General features: G+C 45.1%; 14 protein-coding genes. 9 read left to right on the top strand and 5 right to left on the bottom strand.

Annotated features, from left to right (window positions below):
• The first annotated feature begins 3 nt into the window (after positions 1-3).
• The 7 genes from IGI72_RS17670 (at position 4) to gor (ending at position 9,803) form a co-directional block, all read left to right on the top strand.
• The gene (locus IGI72_RS17670; RefSeq protein WP_005230317.1) at positions 4-744 is read left to right on the top strand and encodes a Stp1/IreP family PP2C-type Ser/Thr phosphatase; all 741 of its coding nucleotides are present in this window, start codon (positions 4-6) and stop codon (positions 742-744) included.
• On the top strand, positions 741-2,735 hold the full coding sequence (gene pknB / locus IGI72_RS17665) for a Stk1 family PASTA domain-containing Ser/Thr kinase (protein WP_074934237.1): 1,995 nt from the start codon (positions 741-743) through the stop codon (positions 2,733-2,735). The genes IGI72_RS17670 and pknB overlap by 4 nt, the downstream gene beginning before the upstream one ends.
• 229 nt (positions 2,736-2,964) lie before the next feature.
• The gene (locus IGI72_RS17660; RefSeq protein ID WP_005230319.1) at positions 2,965-3,432 is read left to right on the top strand and encodes a CtsR family transcriptional regulator; all 468 of its coding nucleotides are present in this window, start codon (positions 2,965-2,967) and stop codon (positions 3,430-3,432) included.
• Between the two features lie 5 nt (positions 3,433-3,437).
• Positions 3,438-5,918 carry an ATP-dependent Clp protease ATP-binding subunit gene (locus tag IGI72_RS17655; RefSeq protein ID WP_010748867.1) on the top strand — a complete coding sequence of 827 codons (2,481 nt, stop codon included), beginning with the start codon at positions 3,438-3,440 and terminating at the stop codon, positions 5,916-5,918.
• 269 nt (positions 5,919-6,187) lie between these two features.
• Positions 6,188-7,108 (top strand): peptidase U32 family protein, encoded by a 921-nt coding sequence (locus IGI72_RS17650; protein ID WP_074934236.1) that lies wholly within the window; start codon positions 6,188-6,190, stop codon positions 7,106-7,108.
• 13 nt (positions 7,109-7,121) lie between these two features.
• A complete protein-coding gene (locus IGI72_RS17645) occupies positions 7,122-8,363 on the top strand; it encodes a peptidase U32 family protein (protein WP_438755020.1) in 1,242 nt (413 codons plus the stop codon).
• A 93-nt stretch (positions 8,364-8,456) separates the two neighbouring features.
• Complete coding sequence (gene gor, locus IGI72_RS17640) at positions 8,457-9,803, top strand: glutathione-disulfide reductase (RefSeq protein ID WP_086338830.1); 1,347 nt, start codon at positions 8,457-8,459, stop codon at positions 9,801-9,803.
• A 117-nt stretch (positions 9,804-9,920) separates the two neighbouring features.
• Here gor and IGI72_RS17635 read toward each other — a convergent pair whose 3' ends face one another.
• A complete protein-coding gene (locus IGI72_RS17635; protein ID WP_284591778.1) occupies positions 9,921-11,276 on the bottom strand; it encodes an aldehyde dehydrogenase family protein in 1,356 nt (451 codons plus the stop codon).
• A 211-nt stretch (positions 11,277-11,487) separates the two neighbouring features.
• Here IGI72_RS17635 and IGI72_RS17630 point away from each other — a divergent pair, with 211 nt between their 5' ends.
• Positions 11,488-12,276 carry a helix-turn-helix domain-containing protein gene (locus IGI72_RS17630; protein ID WP_438755018.1) on the top strand — a complete coding sequence of 263 codons (789 nt, stop codon included), beginning with the start codon at positions 11,488-11,490 and terminating at the stop codon, positions 12,274-12,276.
• 75 nt (positions 12,277-12,351) lie between these two features.
• Here the strand turns inward: IGI72_RS17630 and IGI72_RS17625 are convergent, their stop codons facing one another.
• The 4 genes from IGI72_RS17625 to IGI72_RS17610 form a co-directional block, all read right to left on the bottom strand.
• Positions 12,352-13,338, bottom strand: coding sequence for a polyprenyl synthetase family protein (locus IGI72_RS17625; RefSeq protein ID WP_438755016.1), 987 nt, complete (start codon positions 13,336-13,338; stop codon positions 12,352-12,354).
• A gap of 11 nt (positions 13,339-13,349) precedes the next feature.
• Positions 13,350-13,910: a Gx transporter family protein gene (locus tag IGI72_RS17620; RefSeq protein WP_005232987.1), complete on the bottom strand. Its 561-nt coding sequence runs from the start codon at positions 13,908-13,910 to the stop codon at positions 13,350-13,352.
• A gap of 10 nt (positions 13,911-13,920) precedes the next feature.
• Complete coding sequence (locus IGI72_RS17615) at positions 13,921-14,328, bottom strand: NusG domain II-containing protein (RefSeq protein WP_010748871.1); 408 nt, start codon at positions 14,326-14,328, stop codon at positions 13,921-13,923.
• A gap of 206 nt (positions 14,329-14,534) precedes the next feature.
• A complete protein-coding gene (locus IGI72_RS17610) occupies positions 14,535-16,475 on the bottom strand; it encodes an NAD(P)/FAD-dependent oxidoreductase (RefSeq protein ID WP_005230327.1) in 1,941 nt (646 codons plus the stop codon).
• A 270-nt stretch (positions 16,476-16,745) separates the two neighbouring features.
• Between IGI72_RS17610 and pplA the strand changes: the two genes are divergently transcribed.
• A complete protein-coding gene (pplA, locus tag IGI72_RS17605; protein WP_016608361.1) occupies positions 16,746-17,684 on the top strand; it encodes an extracellular electron transfer flavoprotein PplA in 939 nt (312 codons plus the stop codon).
• The last annotated feature ends 208 nt before the right edge of the window (positions 17,685-17,892 follow it).

Here is a 17,892-nt window from a genome sequence, read left to right as displayed (position 1 = left end):
AAATTGGAGATTCGTTTTCAAACAGATGTCGGCAAACGTCGCAACACAAACCAAGATTTTGCAGCAACCTATGTAAATAAAGCCAATGTGACATTGGCCTTGCTTGCCGATGGCATGGGGGGCCACCGGGCCGGAGATGTCGCTAGCCGTCAAGCAGTCAGTGAGATCGGCACCGCTTGGGAACAGACAGAGCTGACAGACAGTGAAAAAACTGCCCAATGGCTGATCCAAAAAATCCAAGCGGAAAGCCAAGTGATTTTCCAAAAAGGACAAGAACAAGAAGAACTTAGCGGCATGGGTACCACGATCATTGCTGTGGCCTTATTAGGCGACCAGTTTACGATCGCCAATGTCGGTGACAGCCGTGCCTATCTTTTACGCAATCAAGTGCTGACTCAAATCACAGAGGACCATTCACTGGTCAATGAATTGGTGAAGTCGGGACAAATCACGGCAGAAATGGCCTTGAATCATCCTCGCAAAAACGTTTTGACCCGCTCGATCGGTATGCCAAGCGAAGTCGAAGTCGATGTGGCGATCCACTTTATTGCAGACGGGGATTATTTGCTGCTGTGTTCAGATGGATTGACCAACATGGTCTCAGATGAAGAGATCACAGCAACGATCCAAGAAACCCCTGTGCTGGAAGAAGCAGTGCAATCATTGATCGATCAAGCCAACGAACGCGGCGGTGTCGACAATATCACGGTATTATTGATTAAAGTTGGAGGAGAGCGCCCATGATCGAAATTGGGAAGAAGATAAACGGCCGATACAAAATCATCGGCAATATCGGCAGCGGCGGAATGGCAAATGTGTTTTTGGCGCATGACTTGATCTTAGACCGTGAAGTGGCAATCAAAGTGCTTCGTTTTGACTTCCAAAACGACCAAAGTGCGATTCGGCGCTTTCAACGAGAAGCCTTGGCGGCGACTGAGCTGGTTCATCCAAACATCGTAACCGTTTATGATGTCGGCGAAGAAGACGGCATGCAGTTTTTGGTGATGGAATATGTCAAAGGGATGGATCTCAAGCGCTATATCCAAACGCACTATCCCGTACCTTATTTGCAGATCGTTGATATCATCCAACAAATTTTATCAGCGGTGGCATTGGCCCATCAGCACCGCATCATTCACCGGGACCTAAAGCCCCAGAATGTGCTGATCAATGAAGACGGCGTGGTGAAAATCACCGATTTTGGGATCGCGATCGCCTTATCAGAAACATCAATCACCCAAACCAACTCGATGCTAGGCTCGGTGCATTATCTTTCACCAGAACAAGCACGAGGCAGTATGGCGACCAACCAATCAGATATTTATGCGATTGGAATCATTCTCTATGAAATTTTAACGGGCAAAGTACCCTTTGATGGCGAATCAGCCGTAACAATCGCCTTGAAACATTTCCAAGATGAGATCCCTTCGATTCGGATCTATGACAAAAATGTTCCGCAATCGCTGGAAAACGTCGTATTGAAGGCGACCGCCAAAGAACCGGCGGATCGGTACAAAACTGCCGATGAAATGCGAGCGGACCTTGATACCGTGTTGTCTCCTGACCGACTCAATGAACCGAGATGGGAACCTCATGCCCTGATGGATGAAACGAGAGTGCTGACTCCTGTGGAAGCAGCCCAAGTCGAAACGCCGCCAGTAGAAGAACCCGTAGAAGATAAGGTTGCGGATCAAGCTGAAGAACCAGCGCAGCCGAAAAAGAAAAAACGCAAACGGTGGCTGCTGCTTCCCATCATTATGGTGATCGCATTGCTAGGCATAGGCAGTTACTTCCTATTCGGCGGTGGTCGGGGAGATGTGGCAATTCCTGAAGTCAGTGGCCAGACAGAAGCAGCTGCCCGTGCCGAGCTGGAAGCTGCTGGTTTGCAAGTGGCAGACGAGGTAGAAGAAATTGAAGACGATGAAGTCGAAGCAGGCAATGTCGTCAAGACCGATCCGCCAGAAGGCAATGAAGTCAAAAAGAATTCCGTCGTGACTCTTTATATCAGCAGCGGAGCCAAGAAAATCACTCTTGATGATTATGAAGGTCGTTCCTTCGAAGAGGTGAAGGAAGAACTGATTGATCTAGGCTTTGATGAAGACAATATCAAATCAGAATTAGAAGAATCTGATGATGTCAGTGAAGGGGACATCATTAGTCAGTCACCTGCGGCTGGACGTGAGATTTCGCCAGTTGATGGTGAAATTACCTTTAAAGTTAGTTCGGGACCAGATACCTTTGAAATGCTCAACCTTATTGGACTAACGGAGGCAGAGGCTCGTGCAGAATTGACCTCTCGAGGAGTCGATGTAGCGCGGATCATTAGCACGCCTCAGACGAGTGATGAACCGGAGGGCACAGTTGTTGGGCAAACGCCTAATAGTGGCGAGGCTGTCGTAACATCAAAAACTGCAATCACGCTATTCATTAGTAGTGGTCCTCAAATGACAAATGTGCCGACTGTGATCGGACTTACGCAATCAGAAGCCGAAGCAGCAGTCCGTCGTGCAGGATTAACACCGAATACTAACCGCGAATACGATGATAGTGTTCCTGAAGGTCAAGTGATCTCCGTATCACCTGAGGAAGGTTCTTCAGTCGTTGCCGGTTCGCAAGTAACGTTAACGATCTCAAGAGGACCAGAGCAAGATTCTTCTTCAACTACCCAAAGCAGTAGTTCAGATGACTCCTCGGATTCAACGGCTACGAGCGAAAGCAGTTCCGAAAGTGATTAGAAACTAGCTAAAATCCAATACTTTAACCAAGCAGCCTTCGGGGACCAAAGAATTCTCTTTTTGTTCCCCGACGAGCTGCTTGTTTCTTTTTGTAGCTAAAAAAGCTGAAGCGAGGGATAAGTGTCTTTAAAATTTCCTTTAGACCTTCCTTTTGTGCAAGCGTACATCTTTCCAAGGATTCAAAAATTGGGTATAATGAAGGTCAGAATTAGTCAAGGGAGGGAATGAATTGAGTCATCACAACACTTCCGATTTGATTGAAGCATATTTGAAGAAAATTCTTGAAGACAGTGAAACCATTGAGATTCGTCGCGCAGAAATGGCAAATTTGTTCAACTGCGTGCCCTCACAAATAAATTACGTGATCAATACCCGCTTTACCGTTCAAAGAGGCTATGCGGTTGAAAGTAAACGCGGCGGGGGCGGCTATATTCGGATCGAGAAAGTCAAAATTACTGACAGCCACCACTATTTAAAAGAAATGAATCAACTATTCGATGAAACCATCTCGGAAAAAGATGCGTATGCAATAATCCAGAAACTTTATGAGGAAGGAATCCTGTCCAAGCGAGAAGGCAATTTATTGTTGACCGTCATCGCGAAAGCAGTTCTAGGACGTTCTCCTTATGAAAATAGAACACGAGCTGATTTGCTCCATGCAATTCTAGAACGATTAAGTTACGAAGACAGGAAGTGAAAGAGATGGATGAATTATTCACCCAACGCGCGAAAGCCGTTTTGGCTATCGCCCAAGAAGAAGCAAAATACTTTAAGCACCAAGCGGTAGGTTCTGAACATATTCTATTGGCACTGGTCATTGAACAAAACGGGATCGCTGGCAAAACGTTACGGGAAATGAATATCACAGAAAACGATATTCGTGAAGAAATCGAACATTTAACAGGGTATGGCACCGTTCGTCAATACCCAGAAAACGCCTATCTCGCGTATTCACCACGAGCAAAACATACATTTGCTTATGCAGGGGATGAAGCCAAGCGTTTAGGGGCACCACAGATCGGTACCGAACATCTATTATTAGGCTTATTAAGAGACGAAGACATTTTGGCTTCACGAATCATGCTGAATCTCGGCTTGAGTCTCGCGAAAATGCGTCAGCTTTTGAAGAAAAAAATGGGCTTCAATGAAAGCAAAACCAACGGAAGTGCTGGTCGTCGTCGTCCAGCCCAAGCCAAAGCGCAGCAAGGAACACCGACCTTGGATTCCTTAGCCCGTGATTTGACCAAATTAGCCCGTGAAAAACGGCTAGATCCTGTTGTCGGTCGTGCCAAAGAAGTCAAACGGCTGATCCAGATCCTTAGCCGTCGGACCAAAAACAACCCTGTTCTCGTTGGGGAACCTGGTGTTGGGAAAACCGCGATCGCCGAAGGCTTAGCCCAAAAAATCATCAATGGGGAAGTCCCAGAAGACATGCAAAACAAACGTTTGATGATGCTGGACATGGGGGCTTTAGTTGCTGGAACGAAATACCGTGGAGAATTTGAGGACCGAATGAAAAAAATCATCGATGAGATCTATCAAGATGGTCAAATCATCTTATTCATTGATGAATTGCATACACTGATTGGGGCCGGCGGAGCCGAAGGGGCGATTGATGCCTCGAATATTCTGAAACCAGCCTTAGCCCGTGGAGAATTGCAAACCATCGGTGCCACAACGCTAGATGAGTATCAAAAATACATTGAAAAAGATTCTGCGTTAGAACGCCGTTTTGCCCGAGTGCAAGTCGACGAACCAACACCAGAAGAAGCGGAAGAAATTTTGCGGGGCTTGCGTCCTCGTTATGAAGAACATCATGGGGTGGAAATTTCTGATGATGCGTTACACGCCGCTGTGCAATTGTCCGTACGTTACATCAATTCGCGCCAATTACCAGATAAAGCCATCGATTTGATGGATGAATCAGCAGCCAAAGTGCGTCTAGACAAAACCGATGAAAGTTCGGAATTGGCAGATCTACAAAACGAGATCGCTAACTTGATCGAAGAAAAAGAAGCAGCCATTCGCCAGCAAGATTTTGAAGCAGCAGCTCGTCTGCGAATCAAGGAAAAGAAATTGACCCAACAACTGACGGAAGTGGCGTTTATGGAAGTCAAAGAAGCGTCAGGCTATGCCGATAGTGTTACTGCAGAAGATGTTGCCACGGTCGTTTCCCAATGGACTGGTGTACCTTTGCAACAGATGGAGAAAAAAGAAAGCGAACGCTTGTTGGATCTTGAAAAGATCTTGCATCAACGGGTAGTTGGCCAAGAAGAAGCGGTCAAAGCAGTCGCTCGTTCGATCCGTCGTGCCCGCAGTGGGTTGAAAGACCCCAACCGCCCAATTGGTTCCTTCATGTTCTTAGGCCCGACTGGTGTCGGGAAAACCGAGCTTGCCAAAGCCTTAGCGGAAGCGATGTTTGGTAGTGAAGATGCCTTGGTTCGTGTCGATATGTCCGAATTTATGGAAAAATACAGCACGAGCCGTTTGATCGGTTCACCGCCAGGCTATGTCGGCTATGATGAAGGTGGGCAATTGACGGAAAAAATCCGTTCAAAACCTTACTCCGTCATCTTATTGGACGAGGTAGAAAAAGCCCATCCCGATGTCTTCAATATCCTCTTGCAAGTGCTAGATGATGGACATTTGACGGATGCCAAAGGTCGGAAGGTCGATTTCCGCAACACGATTTTGATCATGACTTCTAATATCGGTGCCCAACAAATCCGCGAAGAAAAAAGCGTTGGATTCAATGTCACTGATTTAACGAAAGATCACCAAGCGATGCAAAAACGGATCTTAGAAGAGCTGAAAAAAGCCTTCCGTCCAGAGTTCTTGAACCGTGTGGATGAAACAGTGGTCTTCCAATCCTTAGGTGAAGGGGAGATCCACGAAATCGTGAAGATTATGAGCAAAGCGATCATCAAACGGTTAAGCAACCAAGACATCCAATTGAAGATCACGCCATCTGCCATCGATGTGATCGGTAAAGCTGGTTTTGATCCAGAATATGGGGCACGGCCGATTCGTCGAGCATTGCAAAAAGAAGTCGAAGACCGTTTAAGTGAAGCGCTCCTATCAGGACAAATTCATTTAGGTGACAAAGTGACGATTGGTGCTTCCAAAGGATCGATCACTCTCAATGTCAAAGAGGGACAAGCACGGGTCTTGCAACAAGTTTAAGTCGAGCCAATAACGGCAGCGGCGTTTCTATGGTCGAGTAATCGGCACCCATAGAAACGTCGCTTTTTTGTCTTGCTATGTCTAGTAGTGATCAAGTGATCTCTATTAATTATGATTGATGATTCACAAAAAAATATCCTTCTAAATAGCTTTATGACAACGGTTGATTAACGGAAAAAGCGATATTCGTGAAAAAAAGAGTAACGAGACCTCTTGGAAAGAATCCTGCTGTGTGATACTATGAATGAGTTGAAAAAAGGAGGAGTATTATGGTTGAGATTATCGCCACGGTGGAATCGATCGAGCAAGCACAGCAGCTCATCCCTTATGTTGATACATTGTTTTTTGGAGAAGAGACATTCGGGCTGCGCCTACCGGCCTCTTTTTCTCGTGAAGAGCAAATCAGACTGATCGACATGGCCCACGAAGCTGGAAAGAAAGTGACGATCGCAGTCAATGGCATCATGCATCCAGAAAAAATGAAGCGGATTCCAGAATACCTAGCATTTCTGAAGACCAATCAAGCCGATCAAATCGCTCTCGGAGATCCTGGGATCATTTACCGCATGAAGCAAAATCCAGAATGTGCCGTGCCATTTATTTATGCAGGGGAAACCTTAGTAACGAGCGCTCGTCAAATCAATTTTTGGGGACAAAAAGGAGCAAAGGCAGCCGTTTTAGCGCGAGAAGTTCCTTTCGAGGAAATGAAAATCATGGCACCACAACTAAATATTCCTGTGGAAGTATTGGTTTATGGTGCGACCTGCATTCACCAATCGAAGCGTCCGCTTTTACAAAATTATTATAACTATACCCAACAATCGGAAGAAAAGAACCACGACCGTGGGTTGTTTTTATCTGAACCGAAAAAAGAAGAAACTCACTATTCCATTTATGAAGATAGCCACGGCACGCACATTTTTGCCAATAACGACATCAATCTGATGCTGCAGCTGGGGGAATTAGCCGCAACAGGCTTTCAAACCTGGAAGCTGGACGGAATCTATACACGAGGGGCTGCCTTTGTGGCAATTGCTAAGCTGTTTGCCCAAGCCAAGAGCCTTGTGGAAAGTGGGAAGTGGCAAGCAGAGCAAGCAACTGTGCTCAGTGAACAAGTTGCCCAACTTCATCCAGCAGAACGTGGGTTGGACACTGGATTTTATGCCATCGATCCTGACGATATCAAGTAAGGAGCAAGAACAAATGACCGTTAAACAAGCATTGAAACGACCAGAAGTGTTAGCACCAGCTGGTACGTTAGAAAAATTAAAAACAGCGATCCACTATGGCGCTGACGCTGTCTATATCGGCGGCAATGCCTATGGTCTACGGAGTCGCGCGGGAAACTTTACCTATGAAGAAATGGCGGAAGGGGTGGCTTTTGCCAAAGCCCACAACGCAAAAGTCTATGTAGCAGCCAACATGGTGACCCACGAGGGCAATCAAGAAGGTGCAGGGGAATTCTTTCGGGAATTGCGAGATGTCGGTATTTCGGCAGTGATCGTTTCTGATCCCGCTTTGATCCAGATCTGCGCAACAGAAGCGCCAGGTCTACCGATCCATTTGTCCACCCAAGCCAGTGCCACAAACTATGAAACATTGGAATTTTGGCGGGAAGAAGGCCTAGAACGGGTTGTTCTCGCCCGAGAAGTGTCGATGGAGGAAGTCGCTGAGATCCGCAAAAATACTAGCGTGGAGATCGAAGCCTTTATTCATGGCGCCATGTGTATTTCTTATTCTGGCCGTTGTACTTTGTCCAATCATATGTCGATGCGAGACGCCAATCGCGGCGGCTGTTCGCAATCTTGCCGCTGGAAATATGATCTGTTTGACATGCCCTTTGCAACGGAACGAAACAGTTTGACTAAAAACGGGACAGTGGAAGAAGAGTTTTCCATGAGTGCTGTGGATATGTCGATGATCGAACATATCCCGGATTTGATTGAAAACGGCGTGGATAGTTTCAAAATCGAAGGCCGTATGAAATCGATCCACTATGTTTCAACCGTGGCGAACGTTTATAAAGCAGCCGTGGACAGTTACATGGCCGATCCAGAGAACTATGTCTGCAAACAAGAATGGATCGATGAACTGTGGAAAGTTGCGCAGCGCGAGCTTGCCTCAGGCTTTTACTACGATACCCCAAGTGAAAATGAGCAGTTGTTTGGTCCGCGTCGGAAAATTCCGCAATACAAATTTATTGGGGAAGTCATGGCGTATGATCCGGCAACAAAAATAGCTACGATTCGGCAACGGAACCACTTTTCCGTTGGCGATGAAATCGAATTTTACGGTCCCGGATTCCATCACTTTCACCAAACCGTCGAAGTCATGTATAATGAAGACGGTGAATCCATCGATCGTGCACCAAATCCTATGATGCTGTTGACGATGCCGGTCAAAGAACCGGTGGAAGTCGGAGACATGATTCGGAAGAAAAAATAAGGTCGAGAGTTTCTCTCGGCTTTTTTTGTTGAATCAATCCAGCCAAAAAGGATCGATGAGAACATAGACAATTTTAAGGAGGAAATAACAAATATGGAAACATACGACTACATAGTAATTGGTGGCGGCAGTGGCGGAATCGCCTCAGCCAATCGGGCAGGGATGCACGGCGCCAAAGTATTATTGATCGAAGGCAATGAATTAGGCGGCACCTGTGTCAATGTCGGTTGTGTACCGAAAAAAGTCATGTGGCAAGCTAGTGAGATGTTAGAAATGATCAAGCGGGACGCAACTAGCTACGGCATTTATCCACATGTGGATAAATTTAATTTTACTGAGCTTGTGGATAACCGTGAAAAATACATTGATTTTTTACACACAGCCTATCAAAAAGGCTTAGACAGTAACAATGTAGAAGTTATCCACGGTTATGCACAGTTTGTGGATAACCACACGGTTACCGTCAATGGGGAAAACTACCATGCAGCAAATATTTTGATTGCCACCGGTGGAAAACCTAGCGCGATGAATATTCCCGGCGGTGAGTACGCCATTGACTCGAATGGTTTTTTTGCGTTGCGAGAAGCACCAAAGCGTATGGTCGTCTTAGGGGCAGGCTACATCGCAGCCGAAATCAGCGGTGTCAGCCAACAGCTGGGCAGCCAAGTGGCTTGGGCGTACCGCAAAGAGCGGCCATTACGAACCTTTGACAAGATGCTTGCGGATAATCTCGTGGAGATGTACCAAGAATCAGGAATCGAAACTTATGCAGGCTACGTTGCCTCTCGTATCATTAAAGAAGGTGACGAGTATCTCGTTCACTTTGAAAATGGCGAAACCTTGACCGGCGATTGCGTCCTTTTTGCTGGTGGTCGCGTGCCGAATACGGATAAGTTAGGTCTGGAAAACACCGATGTCCAATTGGATGAAAAAGGGTTTATCATTGTGGACAAATATCAAAATACCACAGCTGACTCGATTTTTGCGGTGGGCGATGTCATCGGAAAATTGGATTTGACCCCGGTTGCGATCGCCGCCGGTCGACGCTTGTCTGAACGCTTGTTCAACGGTCAAAGCGATGCGTACTTGGATTATCACTTAGTGCCGACGGTCATCTTTACTCATCCACCGATTGCCACGATTGGTTTATCCGAAGAAGCAGCCTTGGCAAAATACGGCCAAGAGCAGATAAAGGTGTATCGCTCGCGCTTTACACCGATGTATTTTGCTTTAAATGAGTATCGCCAAAAATGTGAGATGAAATTGGTGTGCTTAGGAAAAGAAGAAAAAATCATCGGTCTGCACGGCATCGGGATCGGTGTCGATGAAATGCTGCAAGGCTTCGCTGTAGCCATCAAAATGGGTGCTACAAAAGCAGACTTTGATCAAACCGTTGCCATTCATCCGACGGGGTCAGAAGAATTTGTGACGATGCGTTAACTAGTAAATAGAAGAAAAACGAGCAGGGAAAAACGAATGGATCGTTCTTCCCTGCTCGTTTTTATGAAAGGAAGGGGCTGTATTGTTCAGCCGCTTATCTTGAAGCACCTAGGTTCTTTATTTTTCGACATCGTAAGCGATGTAGTGCGTGTTTAAAAGCTGTGCGACATGGATATTTTCTGAAGTACTGCCGCCTCCATGGGACCCGCAACCTAGAGTCAAGGAAGGATTTAAGTTCGTGGTGCCTCCAATGGCTCCTAAAGCTGCTTGGGTATTGACTAAGATTCGGGCAGAAGGGATCGCCAGCCCAAATTCACGAACAAAGGTATCGTCTTTGGTATGAACGACAGCGGTGTGTCCAGCACCTTGGATCTTTAGCAACTCTTGGCAAAAACGAATGCCTTCCTCGGCATCAGCCACGGTATAAAACGCGAGGATCGGCGAAAGTTTCTCCCGCGCATAGGGATTGTCTTTAGCGATGACCGTCTGTTCCGAAACGAGGATTTTCGTATCACTTGGGACCGACAGACCGCTCATTTCGGCAATTTTAACTGCTGGCTGACCGATGATCCGGGGATTCAAACCGCCCTCAGCCGTGGTGATAAAATCAGCCAGCCTTTCAGACTCTTCTTGATTCAAAAAGTAGCCGTGATTTGCTTTCAATTCAGAGATCACTGTATCTTTGATCGATTGCTCAACGACTAATGCCTGTTCAGAGGCGCAGATCGTCCCATAATCGAAGGTTTTGCTACGGATGATCTGATCAACGGCTTTCGCGATGTCTGCAGATTTTTCTAGCAGTGCAGGGGTATTACCAGGGCCGACACCGATTGCTGGATTGCCGGAAGAATATGCGATTCGAACCATCGCTTTACCACCAGTAGCCAAGATTAGATCGGTATCGGGATGTGCCATCAATTTTTGGGTATCCTCAATTGTCGGTTCTTCTAGTAATTGAACCAAATCGATCGGCAATCCGCATGCTTGCAGCACCTCTTTAAAGAGGGACACGGTCTCCTTGATTGCCTGCAGCGCTCGGGGGTGAGGGGACAAGATGATTGCATTTTTCGTTTTCAATGCCAAAAGTACTTTGAAAATCGTGGTGGATGTAGGATTGGTGGAGGGGATCAAAGCAACTAAGACCCCCAATGGCGCAACGATTTTTAGCATCTTTTTCTCAGGAATTTCTTCTACGATTCCAACCGTCGGCATATCTTTGATACTGTTATATAATATTTCACTGGCAAATAAATTTTTGATGTTTTTATCTTCTGCGTTTCCAAAGCCGGTTTCTTTCTGTGCCAATTTTGCTAAGTGCATCGAGTGGCTGGTCAGTTTCTCTGCAGCTTTTCCCACCACGTAATCAACCGTTTCTTGCGAGGCAGTACGATAAAGTTCTTGGGCGTCTGACGCTTGTTTCATTAAGGAATCAACCAGTGTTAAGGGACTGTGCATCTTTGTCTCTGTCATCATATCAATCATCCTCCTTGTTTTTTATACTTTAATTATATGCGAAAGTAAGCGTTTTCTTTAGGAGGGTTCTATGCTGTTTCAGGACAATTTTATCCAAGATTGTTATATTTTTAACATGTGTTGTTATTGTTCATAAAAAGCAATAAACTTAATGATAAATGATTAAATATGGTATAATTTGAAAAAGAGAACACGGAAAGGAGCTGCTTTCATGTGCTACATTTTAGTTTCCACCCCAGATGAAAAGGAACGAAATCAGATAAAACAAGTGGTCAGAAAAGATTTTTTTAACGCCACGCTCTTGCAAGATGCTTGGACAATGGCTGAAACGGTATCGATCGCTGGGAAAGTACACGTTGATATCCTCATCTTGTCAATCTCTAATGAGGCCGAAGATCCTTTTTATTGGACAGCCGAAGTCATGAAAAAACAGCCGAACATCAAACTGATTTTGATTGATGAGACGAAGAACTTCGACAATCTTCATCGCTCACTGCGCTGCGGAGCCATCGATTACTTAGTGCGGCCTTTAAGCAAGCAAGAGCTTCAGCACAGTATCCACCGTAGTATTCTCTCGTTGAATCAAATTTCCCTATTGCACTATTCCACGTCAGCGATCACTGATAATATTGCTGAACAAGTCAATCAGATCATTGAATACATCCATCTCAACTATCAAGAGCCGATCACCTTAGATGTCCTTGCTGCTTTCAGCCACATGCATCGCAACTATATCAGCCGGATTTTTAAAGAAGCCACTGGGATGACTTTTACTAAATATTTGACGTTTTATCGAATAGAACAAAGCAAAAAGCTGCTGGTTACTACGGAGGATTCCATTGCTGCTATCGCTGAACAAGTGGGGTATGATGATGCGGGTTATTACGCCCGGATCTTCAAACGTGAAACCAGCTATACACCGAACCAATACCGCAAAACCTTTACCTCTTCCTATGTTGCTGCAGATTTAGTGTTTGCCCAAAGAGAAATGAGTTCATGAGGGATTCCCTTGCTCAACTAAAAAAGCATGATCGCTTTGGCAGCGACCATGCTTTTTTGGTGTTCGTTCATTAGATCAATTGCTTCGCCCAAGGATCTGAGCAGTGATCTGGTAAAGATACGTTTTGGTTTCATCTTTGGTCTCAGGTAATTTCTGGATCGCCTGCAAAGCTTTTTTCGTATAGTCGGCAGCGAGTTTCTTGGCTTCCTCGATCCCAGCACTTTCTTGGACGATCCGATAGACTTCGTGGGTGTCGGTGTCCGTCATAGCGTCTTGTTTTTCCAGCAATGGGAGCAGCCGTTGGCGGTCACTTTTCAGTACCATTAACAGCGGCAGGGAATAGACGCCTTGCCGAACATCTTCCAATACTGGTTTCCCTAAAGCAGCCGCATCTTGGCTGTAATCCAAGACGTCATCCATGATTTGAAAGGCAAGACCAATGGCTTCACCGATCTCACGGGCTTGATTGGCAAAGCGCAAGGAGGTGCCGCTTTCGTAAGCTCCGATGAAGCAGCTTAAAGCAAACAACTCAGCGGTTTTGCCGCGAATGTTTTCTAAGTAATCCTCGACAGTGACGGACAAATCGTATCGTTTGCTCATTTGTCCTAATTCGCCGGCCAGGATTTTTTCCATACTACGGGAATTCATCTGCAAGCTTTTCATGGAGCTAGCATAATCCGCCATCAATTTAAAGCAGCAGACGAAGAGGTAATCACCAGCATAGACAGCGACATCGTTGCCAAATTCGGAACGAATGGTCGGCAGCTTGCGGCGGGTGTCCGCATGATCGACGATATCGTCGTGGATCAACGAGGCAGTGTGGAGCATTTCGATCGAGGCCGCCAATGCGACGGCTTTTTCACGATCTTTGTCGCTGCCATAAGCAGAAAAGAGCAGCTGATAAGCAGGACGCAACAGTTTCCCACCTGAATGGATCATGGACAGGATCGCTTGTTCGACCTCTTTGTTTTTTAGTTTTAATGATTTTTCCATCAATTGCAAGGAGGCAGATAAGTCAGCTTGCAGTGCTGGATACTCTTGCCACATGGAATGAAGTTTCATAATTAACTCCTTTATTCTGAATCCGAGCGCCATTTGACTTTGGTCTGGCGTTCATAATCAATTTGAAAACGGCGCAGTGTTTCGACACGGCGCAGCAAGTAGTTGGCGGCGATCCCGATAGCGATCCCGGACAAGATCCCAAAGAAAGACAGGACCGGCAAGTAGAGCATCACGCTCCAGGATTGAGCGATCCATGAGGCAGTGATCAACTGTCCGACGTTGTGTAAGAACCCGCCGGCCGCACTAATGCCGATGATACTGACACGCTTAGGCCCCAACTGTTTCACCAAAGACATCCCAAAGTAGCTCAGTAAGGAACCGCTCATACTATATAAGAAGGTCGAAACCGTTCCTCCTAGTAACGTCGTTAAGATCAGTCTTAGCCAAATTAAGAGAAAGCTGTCTTTTTTTGGCATGGTGAACAAAGCAATAATGGTAATTAAATTTGCCAAACCTAGTTTCGCACCAGGCGCAAAGGCAAATGGATAAGGGATCATATTTTCAACTAAACCAATCACGACCCCTTGGGCGACCAGCAGTGAGATGAAAATTATTCGTTGTAATCGACTCATAAGCAAACGATCAATAGATTAAATCGTCGGTCTCACTCCCATCTGCGGCTTGGATTTCGATCACCAATTTATGAGGCAGACAGACGATGGTTTCCCCATTTTTACTGGCCCAGCCACGGCGGACACAAATCTGGTCGCCGCAATCGGCTTCCTTGATTCGGATCCGATCCCCTTCGATCTCCAGTAAATTGGTATCGCCATCTTCATCTTCATAAAGATAGGTGTACGTTTTTTGACCTTCAACTAAGTCAAAACGCTTGATTTCTGTCCCATCGACCCGCAAGACGGCTTCTTTGTCCGCTGTTTGCGTCTGGCCAAAAATAAAAATCGGTAAAAAAGAGCTGAGGATCAAAACAAGTATGATGACGCCATCCCATGGTTTTAAATGGGCATCGCGGATAAATTCTTTTAATTTCATCAAAAAAGACTCCTGTTCTTTCATGTGATGTGTCTCATTCTAGCATAAGAAGACAAGATTCTACTAGCTGAATCCTCAATAATCCACCGATTTCTGTGCAAGGACGATCAAGAAAAAGTTCTGTACTTGGAAAGAGACCAAGACACTGATTGAAAATCAGAATGTCTTAGTCTCATGAAGTCGTACAGGTATTCTATTTTGCTGGCTTATTTATTGCCGTATAAGGAGCGAGGGGTACCGTACCACCATTTTCCAAGGGTACGTTGCAACCATGGGATTACCCAACGGTCTAAACCGACTGCGCGTCCTGAACCGTTCATCAAGGCAAATGCAACTGGAATGAACCAGATGTTTACCCAGTAGAACATACCAGACATACAGAAAGTCAACACTAAAACGATAGTCGTTGCGTTTACTAACCAAGTGAAGAGACCAGCCATCAATGCAAGAGCTAAAGCAATTTCAAAGAAGACCATGAATTTTTGGAAGAACATTGCAACGTCGTTGTTTGGCATGATAAATTGCATAACTTTTGTGAACCAGTCAGGTGATTTTTCAATCACGATCATTGGTTGCTCACCGTAGGCATAGCTCAAACCGAAGTGTGCGGCTTGTGTCGCTGCATCGGCTGCTTCACCGGCACCACTAGCGGCACTTGCTGCATCGGCTGCTTCACTAGCACCACTTGCTGCATCAGCGACTGTTTGGTATTCCCAAGTCCAAGGGAAAACGCTGTTGCCTTGGAACCAAGAACCTTCACCGAACCAAGTACCAGGTTTGAAGACTTCCCCATTCGTACCCAAAATTTTCTTGAAGGCTTCAACGAACCAGACAAGACCATAGAAAATACGAAGCGGAACACTCCACAAGACGTTTCCGTAACGAGACGTATGACCACGAGCGACTGTCCGGTCATCTTTGATGTGGAAGATTTCATGCATCAAGTATTGGAACATGTAGTAACCAGAACGAATATCAAAGAAGTATTTCAAGTTAACGATATGTTTCATAATGATCGCTAAGAAACCGCTCAGGTGAATCTTATTGAATAAGTTCGCCACGCCCCATTTGGCACCGATGGAAACCATAAATCCTTGGTAGTTTCCTTTGAATTTATGTTTTTCGCCGCCTTTGATGGCTGAAACGATATTCGTTGCTGCAGTGTGCCCAGTTTGTTCAGCTGCTTGCACGATTTGTGGTGTTGGTGTGTTCGGGAATTCTTCGAAGTAAACCAAGTCACCGATAATATAGATGTTTTTGTCTTCGTAGCCTTTTGCTTCCATGTACTCATTGGCAACTAGACGGAAACCACGAGCGGTTTCTAAACCGAAATCAGCAGCATCGCTAGTTCCTTTGACGCCCGCAGTCCAGATCAATGTGTGGGTTGGGATCGTTGAACCATCTTTTAGTTTGATGTGGTCAGGTGCCACTTCAACGATTGGTGCATTCAAGACAAGATCAACATTGTTTTTCTTCAAGTAACGTTCTGCTTTGGCTGCATCGTTACGATCAAGCATGTTTAAGATCGTTGGCATTGCTTCAACGACTTTCAAGCTGATTTCACTTGGGTCCAATTTATAATCGGAAGCTAAACGATCTTTCCAATCGATCAGTTCACCGATCATTTCGATCCCAGTAAATCCAGAACCACAAACGACAAACGTCAACATTGCTTTACGTAATGCTGCATCTGGTTCGATCGCTGCTTTTGCGACAGTTTTTTCAATGTGTTCGCGAATGCGGACAGCATCGTCAAATGACCATAGAGTAAAGCCATTTTCTTTGACACCAGGTGTACCGAAGTCATTCGGTTCGCCACCCATCCCTAAGATCAAGTAGTCAAATGAATAGCTGCCTAATTTTGTTTGGACGGTTTTATTTTCTTTATCGATCCCAGTTACTGTATCGGTTACTAAACGAACATTTTTCTTGCGTGAGAACAAGCGCTGCAAGTCATATTGAATTGCGGTAGGTTCTACACGTCCTCCAGCGACTTCATGCAGTTCAGTCATCATCGTATGATAAGAGTGACGGTCGATCAATGTTATCTCAACATCATTGTCTTTTTTCAATTTCTTTGCCATGTACTTCGTAGCAGAAACGCCTGCATAACCGGCACCGACAACGACAATGTTTTTCTTTGCCATTGCAAATCTCTCCTTAATAAAAATAATCTATGATAATAATTACACAATCGTTCCTATTATATAGACAAATGGTTCATTTGTCTAACGATTCTGATGAAAAAAACGCATATTTCCTGAAATTCGTGAAAACTTGCGAAAATCAAAAAATAAGTCATTTTTTATTGAAAAAGCGGAAAGGAAGCGGTTGACATCTCGTAAATTTACTTTACAATGTTAGATGTATCACAAACTTTTTTGTGGGGAAAATAAACAAGTAAAAGGTGGATAATTATGAAAGCAAAGAAATTGATTGTAGGTATGGCGGTATTTTCATTCGCAGCATTATTGTTAGGGGGATGCGGAGCAGACGACAACAATACAGGTTCTTCGTCAACTAGTGAAAGTACATCACAAACTTCTGCAAGCGATTCTGCAACTACAGAAAGCTCAGAAGCAACCGTCGTTGCAGGCGAGCCAATGCAAGATGGTACGTATCGTTTAGAAGAAAAGAACTACAAAAACGACTACCGTGTCACATTTGAGATCACAGTCAAAGACGGCAAAATCGTTGAATCAAAATATGACAACGTCAATGCGGATGGCGAATCAAAAACAGAAAACACTGAATACAATGAAACAATGAAAGAAAAAGCAGGCATCAGCCCAGAAGAATTTATTCCTAAATTCAATGAAGAGTTAGTTGCCGCACAAAGCCCTTCTTCAATCGAAGTAGTTTCTGGCGCGACTCATTCCTTTGATTCCTTCCAAAACTATGCACAACAATTGATTCAAGCGGCGCAAGCAGGCAACACGGAAACCATTGAAATCGACAATGGTGCAGACTTGAAAGACGGAACCTATACATTAGAAGAAAAGAACTACTCAAACGGTTACCGCGTAGTCTTCTCAATGACTGTAGCTGACGGCAAAATCTCTGAATCAAACTACGACTACCTAAACGAAGCAGGCGAGTCGAAAAAAGATGATGCATCATACAACGAAAACATGGAAGCAAAATCTGGTACAAGTCCAGAAGAGTTCATTCCAAACTTCAATGAAGCCTTTGTTTCTGCAGTCAATGCCGAAGACGGCTCTGTGGCAGACATGGATGTTGTTTCAGGGGCAACCCACAGCTTCCACAGCTTTGTTATCTATGCACAACAATTGTTGAATGCCGCTGAAAAAGGCGACCAAACAACAATCGAAGTGGATAACTTCGTTACTGAATAATCACAACTTCTTTCCATGAAGAGGACAGCATTCGTTTTGAGTGCTGTCTTTTTTTCGTGGGCAACAAGGTCACAAAAGCAAGTTCGTGCAAAAGGAAGCAATCTGGTGGGAAGGTTTTTTAAAAAAGAACTGTTTTTTACAAAGAAGAAAAGGTTCGATTAAGGATTCCTAAAATACGTTGAGGAATCACGGAATGCCCCTTTTCATT

It is taken from the genome of Enterococcus sp. DIV1059_2 (assembly GCF_051713685.1).
GTDB classification, from domain to species: Bacteria; Bacillota; Bacilli; order Lactobacillales; family Enterococcaceae; genus Enterococcus_D; species Enterococcus_D casseliflavus.
Note: the sequence above shows the minus strand (reverse complement) of the source record. Positions and strands in the feature narration are given on the sequence as shown.

Excerpts from the sequence above, each read along its gene's own strand:
- IGI72_RS17645 (WP_438755020.1), top strand. The coding sequence starts at position 7,122 with ATGACCGTTAAACAAGCATTGAAACGACCAGAAGTGTTAGCACCAGCT.
- IGI72_RS17650 (WP_074934236.1), top strand. The coding sequence starts at position 6,188 with ATGGTTGAGATTATCGCCACGGTGGAATCGATCGAGCAAGCACAGCAG.
- pplA (WP_016608361.1), top strand. The coding sequence starts at position 16,746 with ATGAAAGCAAAGAAATTGATTGTAGGTATGGCGGTATTTTCATTCGCA.
- IGI72_RS17610 (WP_005230327.1), bottom strand. The coding sequence starts at position 16,475 with ATGGCAAAGAAAAACATTGTCGTTGTCGGTGCCGGTTATGCAGGCGTT.
- IGI72_RS17655 (WP_010748867.1), top strand. The coding sequence starts at position 3,438 with ATGGATGAATTATTCACCCAACGCGCGAAAGCCGTTTTGGCTATCGCC.
- IGI72_RS17630 (WP_438755018.1), top strand. The coding sequence starts at position 11,488 with ATGTGCTACATTTTAGTTTCCACCCCAGATGAAAAGGAACGAAATCAG.
- IGI72_RS17625 (WP_438755016.1), bottom strand. The coding sequence starts at position 13,338 with ATGAAACTTCATTCCATGTGGCAAGAGTATCCAGCACTGCAAGCTGAC.
- IGI72_RS17635 (WP_284591778.1), bottom strand. The coding sequence starts at position 11,276 with ATGATGACAGAGACAAAGATGCACAGTCCCTTAACACTGGTTGATTCC.
- IGI72_RS17615 (WP_010748871.1), bottom strand. The coding sequence starts at position 14,328 with ATGAAATTAAAAGAATTTATCCGCGATGCCCATTTAAAACCATGGGAT.
- IGI72_RS17620 (WP_005232987.1), bottom strand. The coding sequence starts at position 13,910 with ATGAGTCGATTACAACGAATAATTTTCATCTCACTGCTGGTCGCCCAA.
- pknB (WP_074934237.1), top strand. The coding sequence starts at position 741 with ATGATCGAAATTGGGAAGAAGATAAACGGCCGATACAAAATCATCGGC.
- gor (WP_086338830.1), top strand. The coding sequence starts at position 8,457 with ATGGAAACATACGACTACATAGTAATTGGTGGCGGCAGTGGCGGAATC.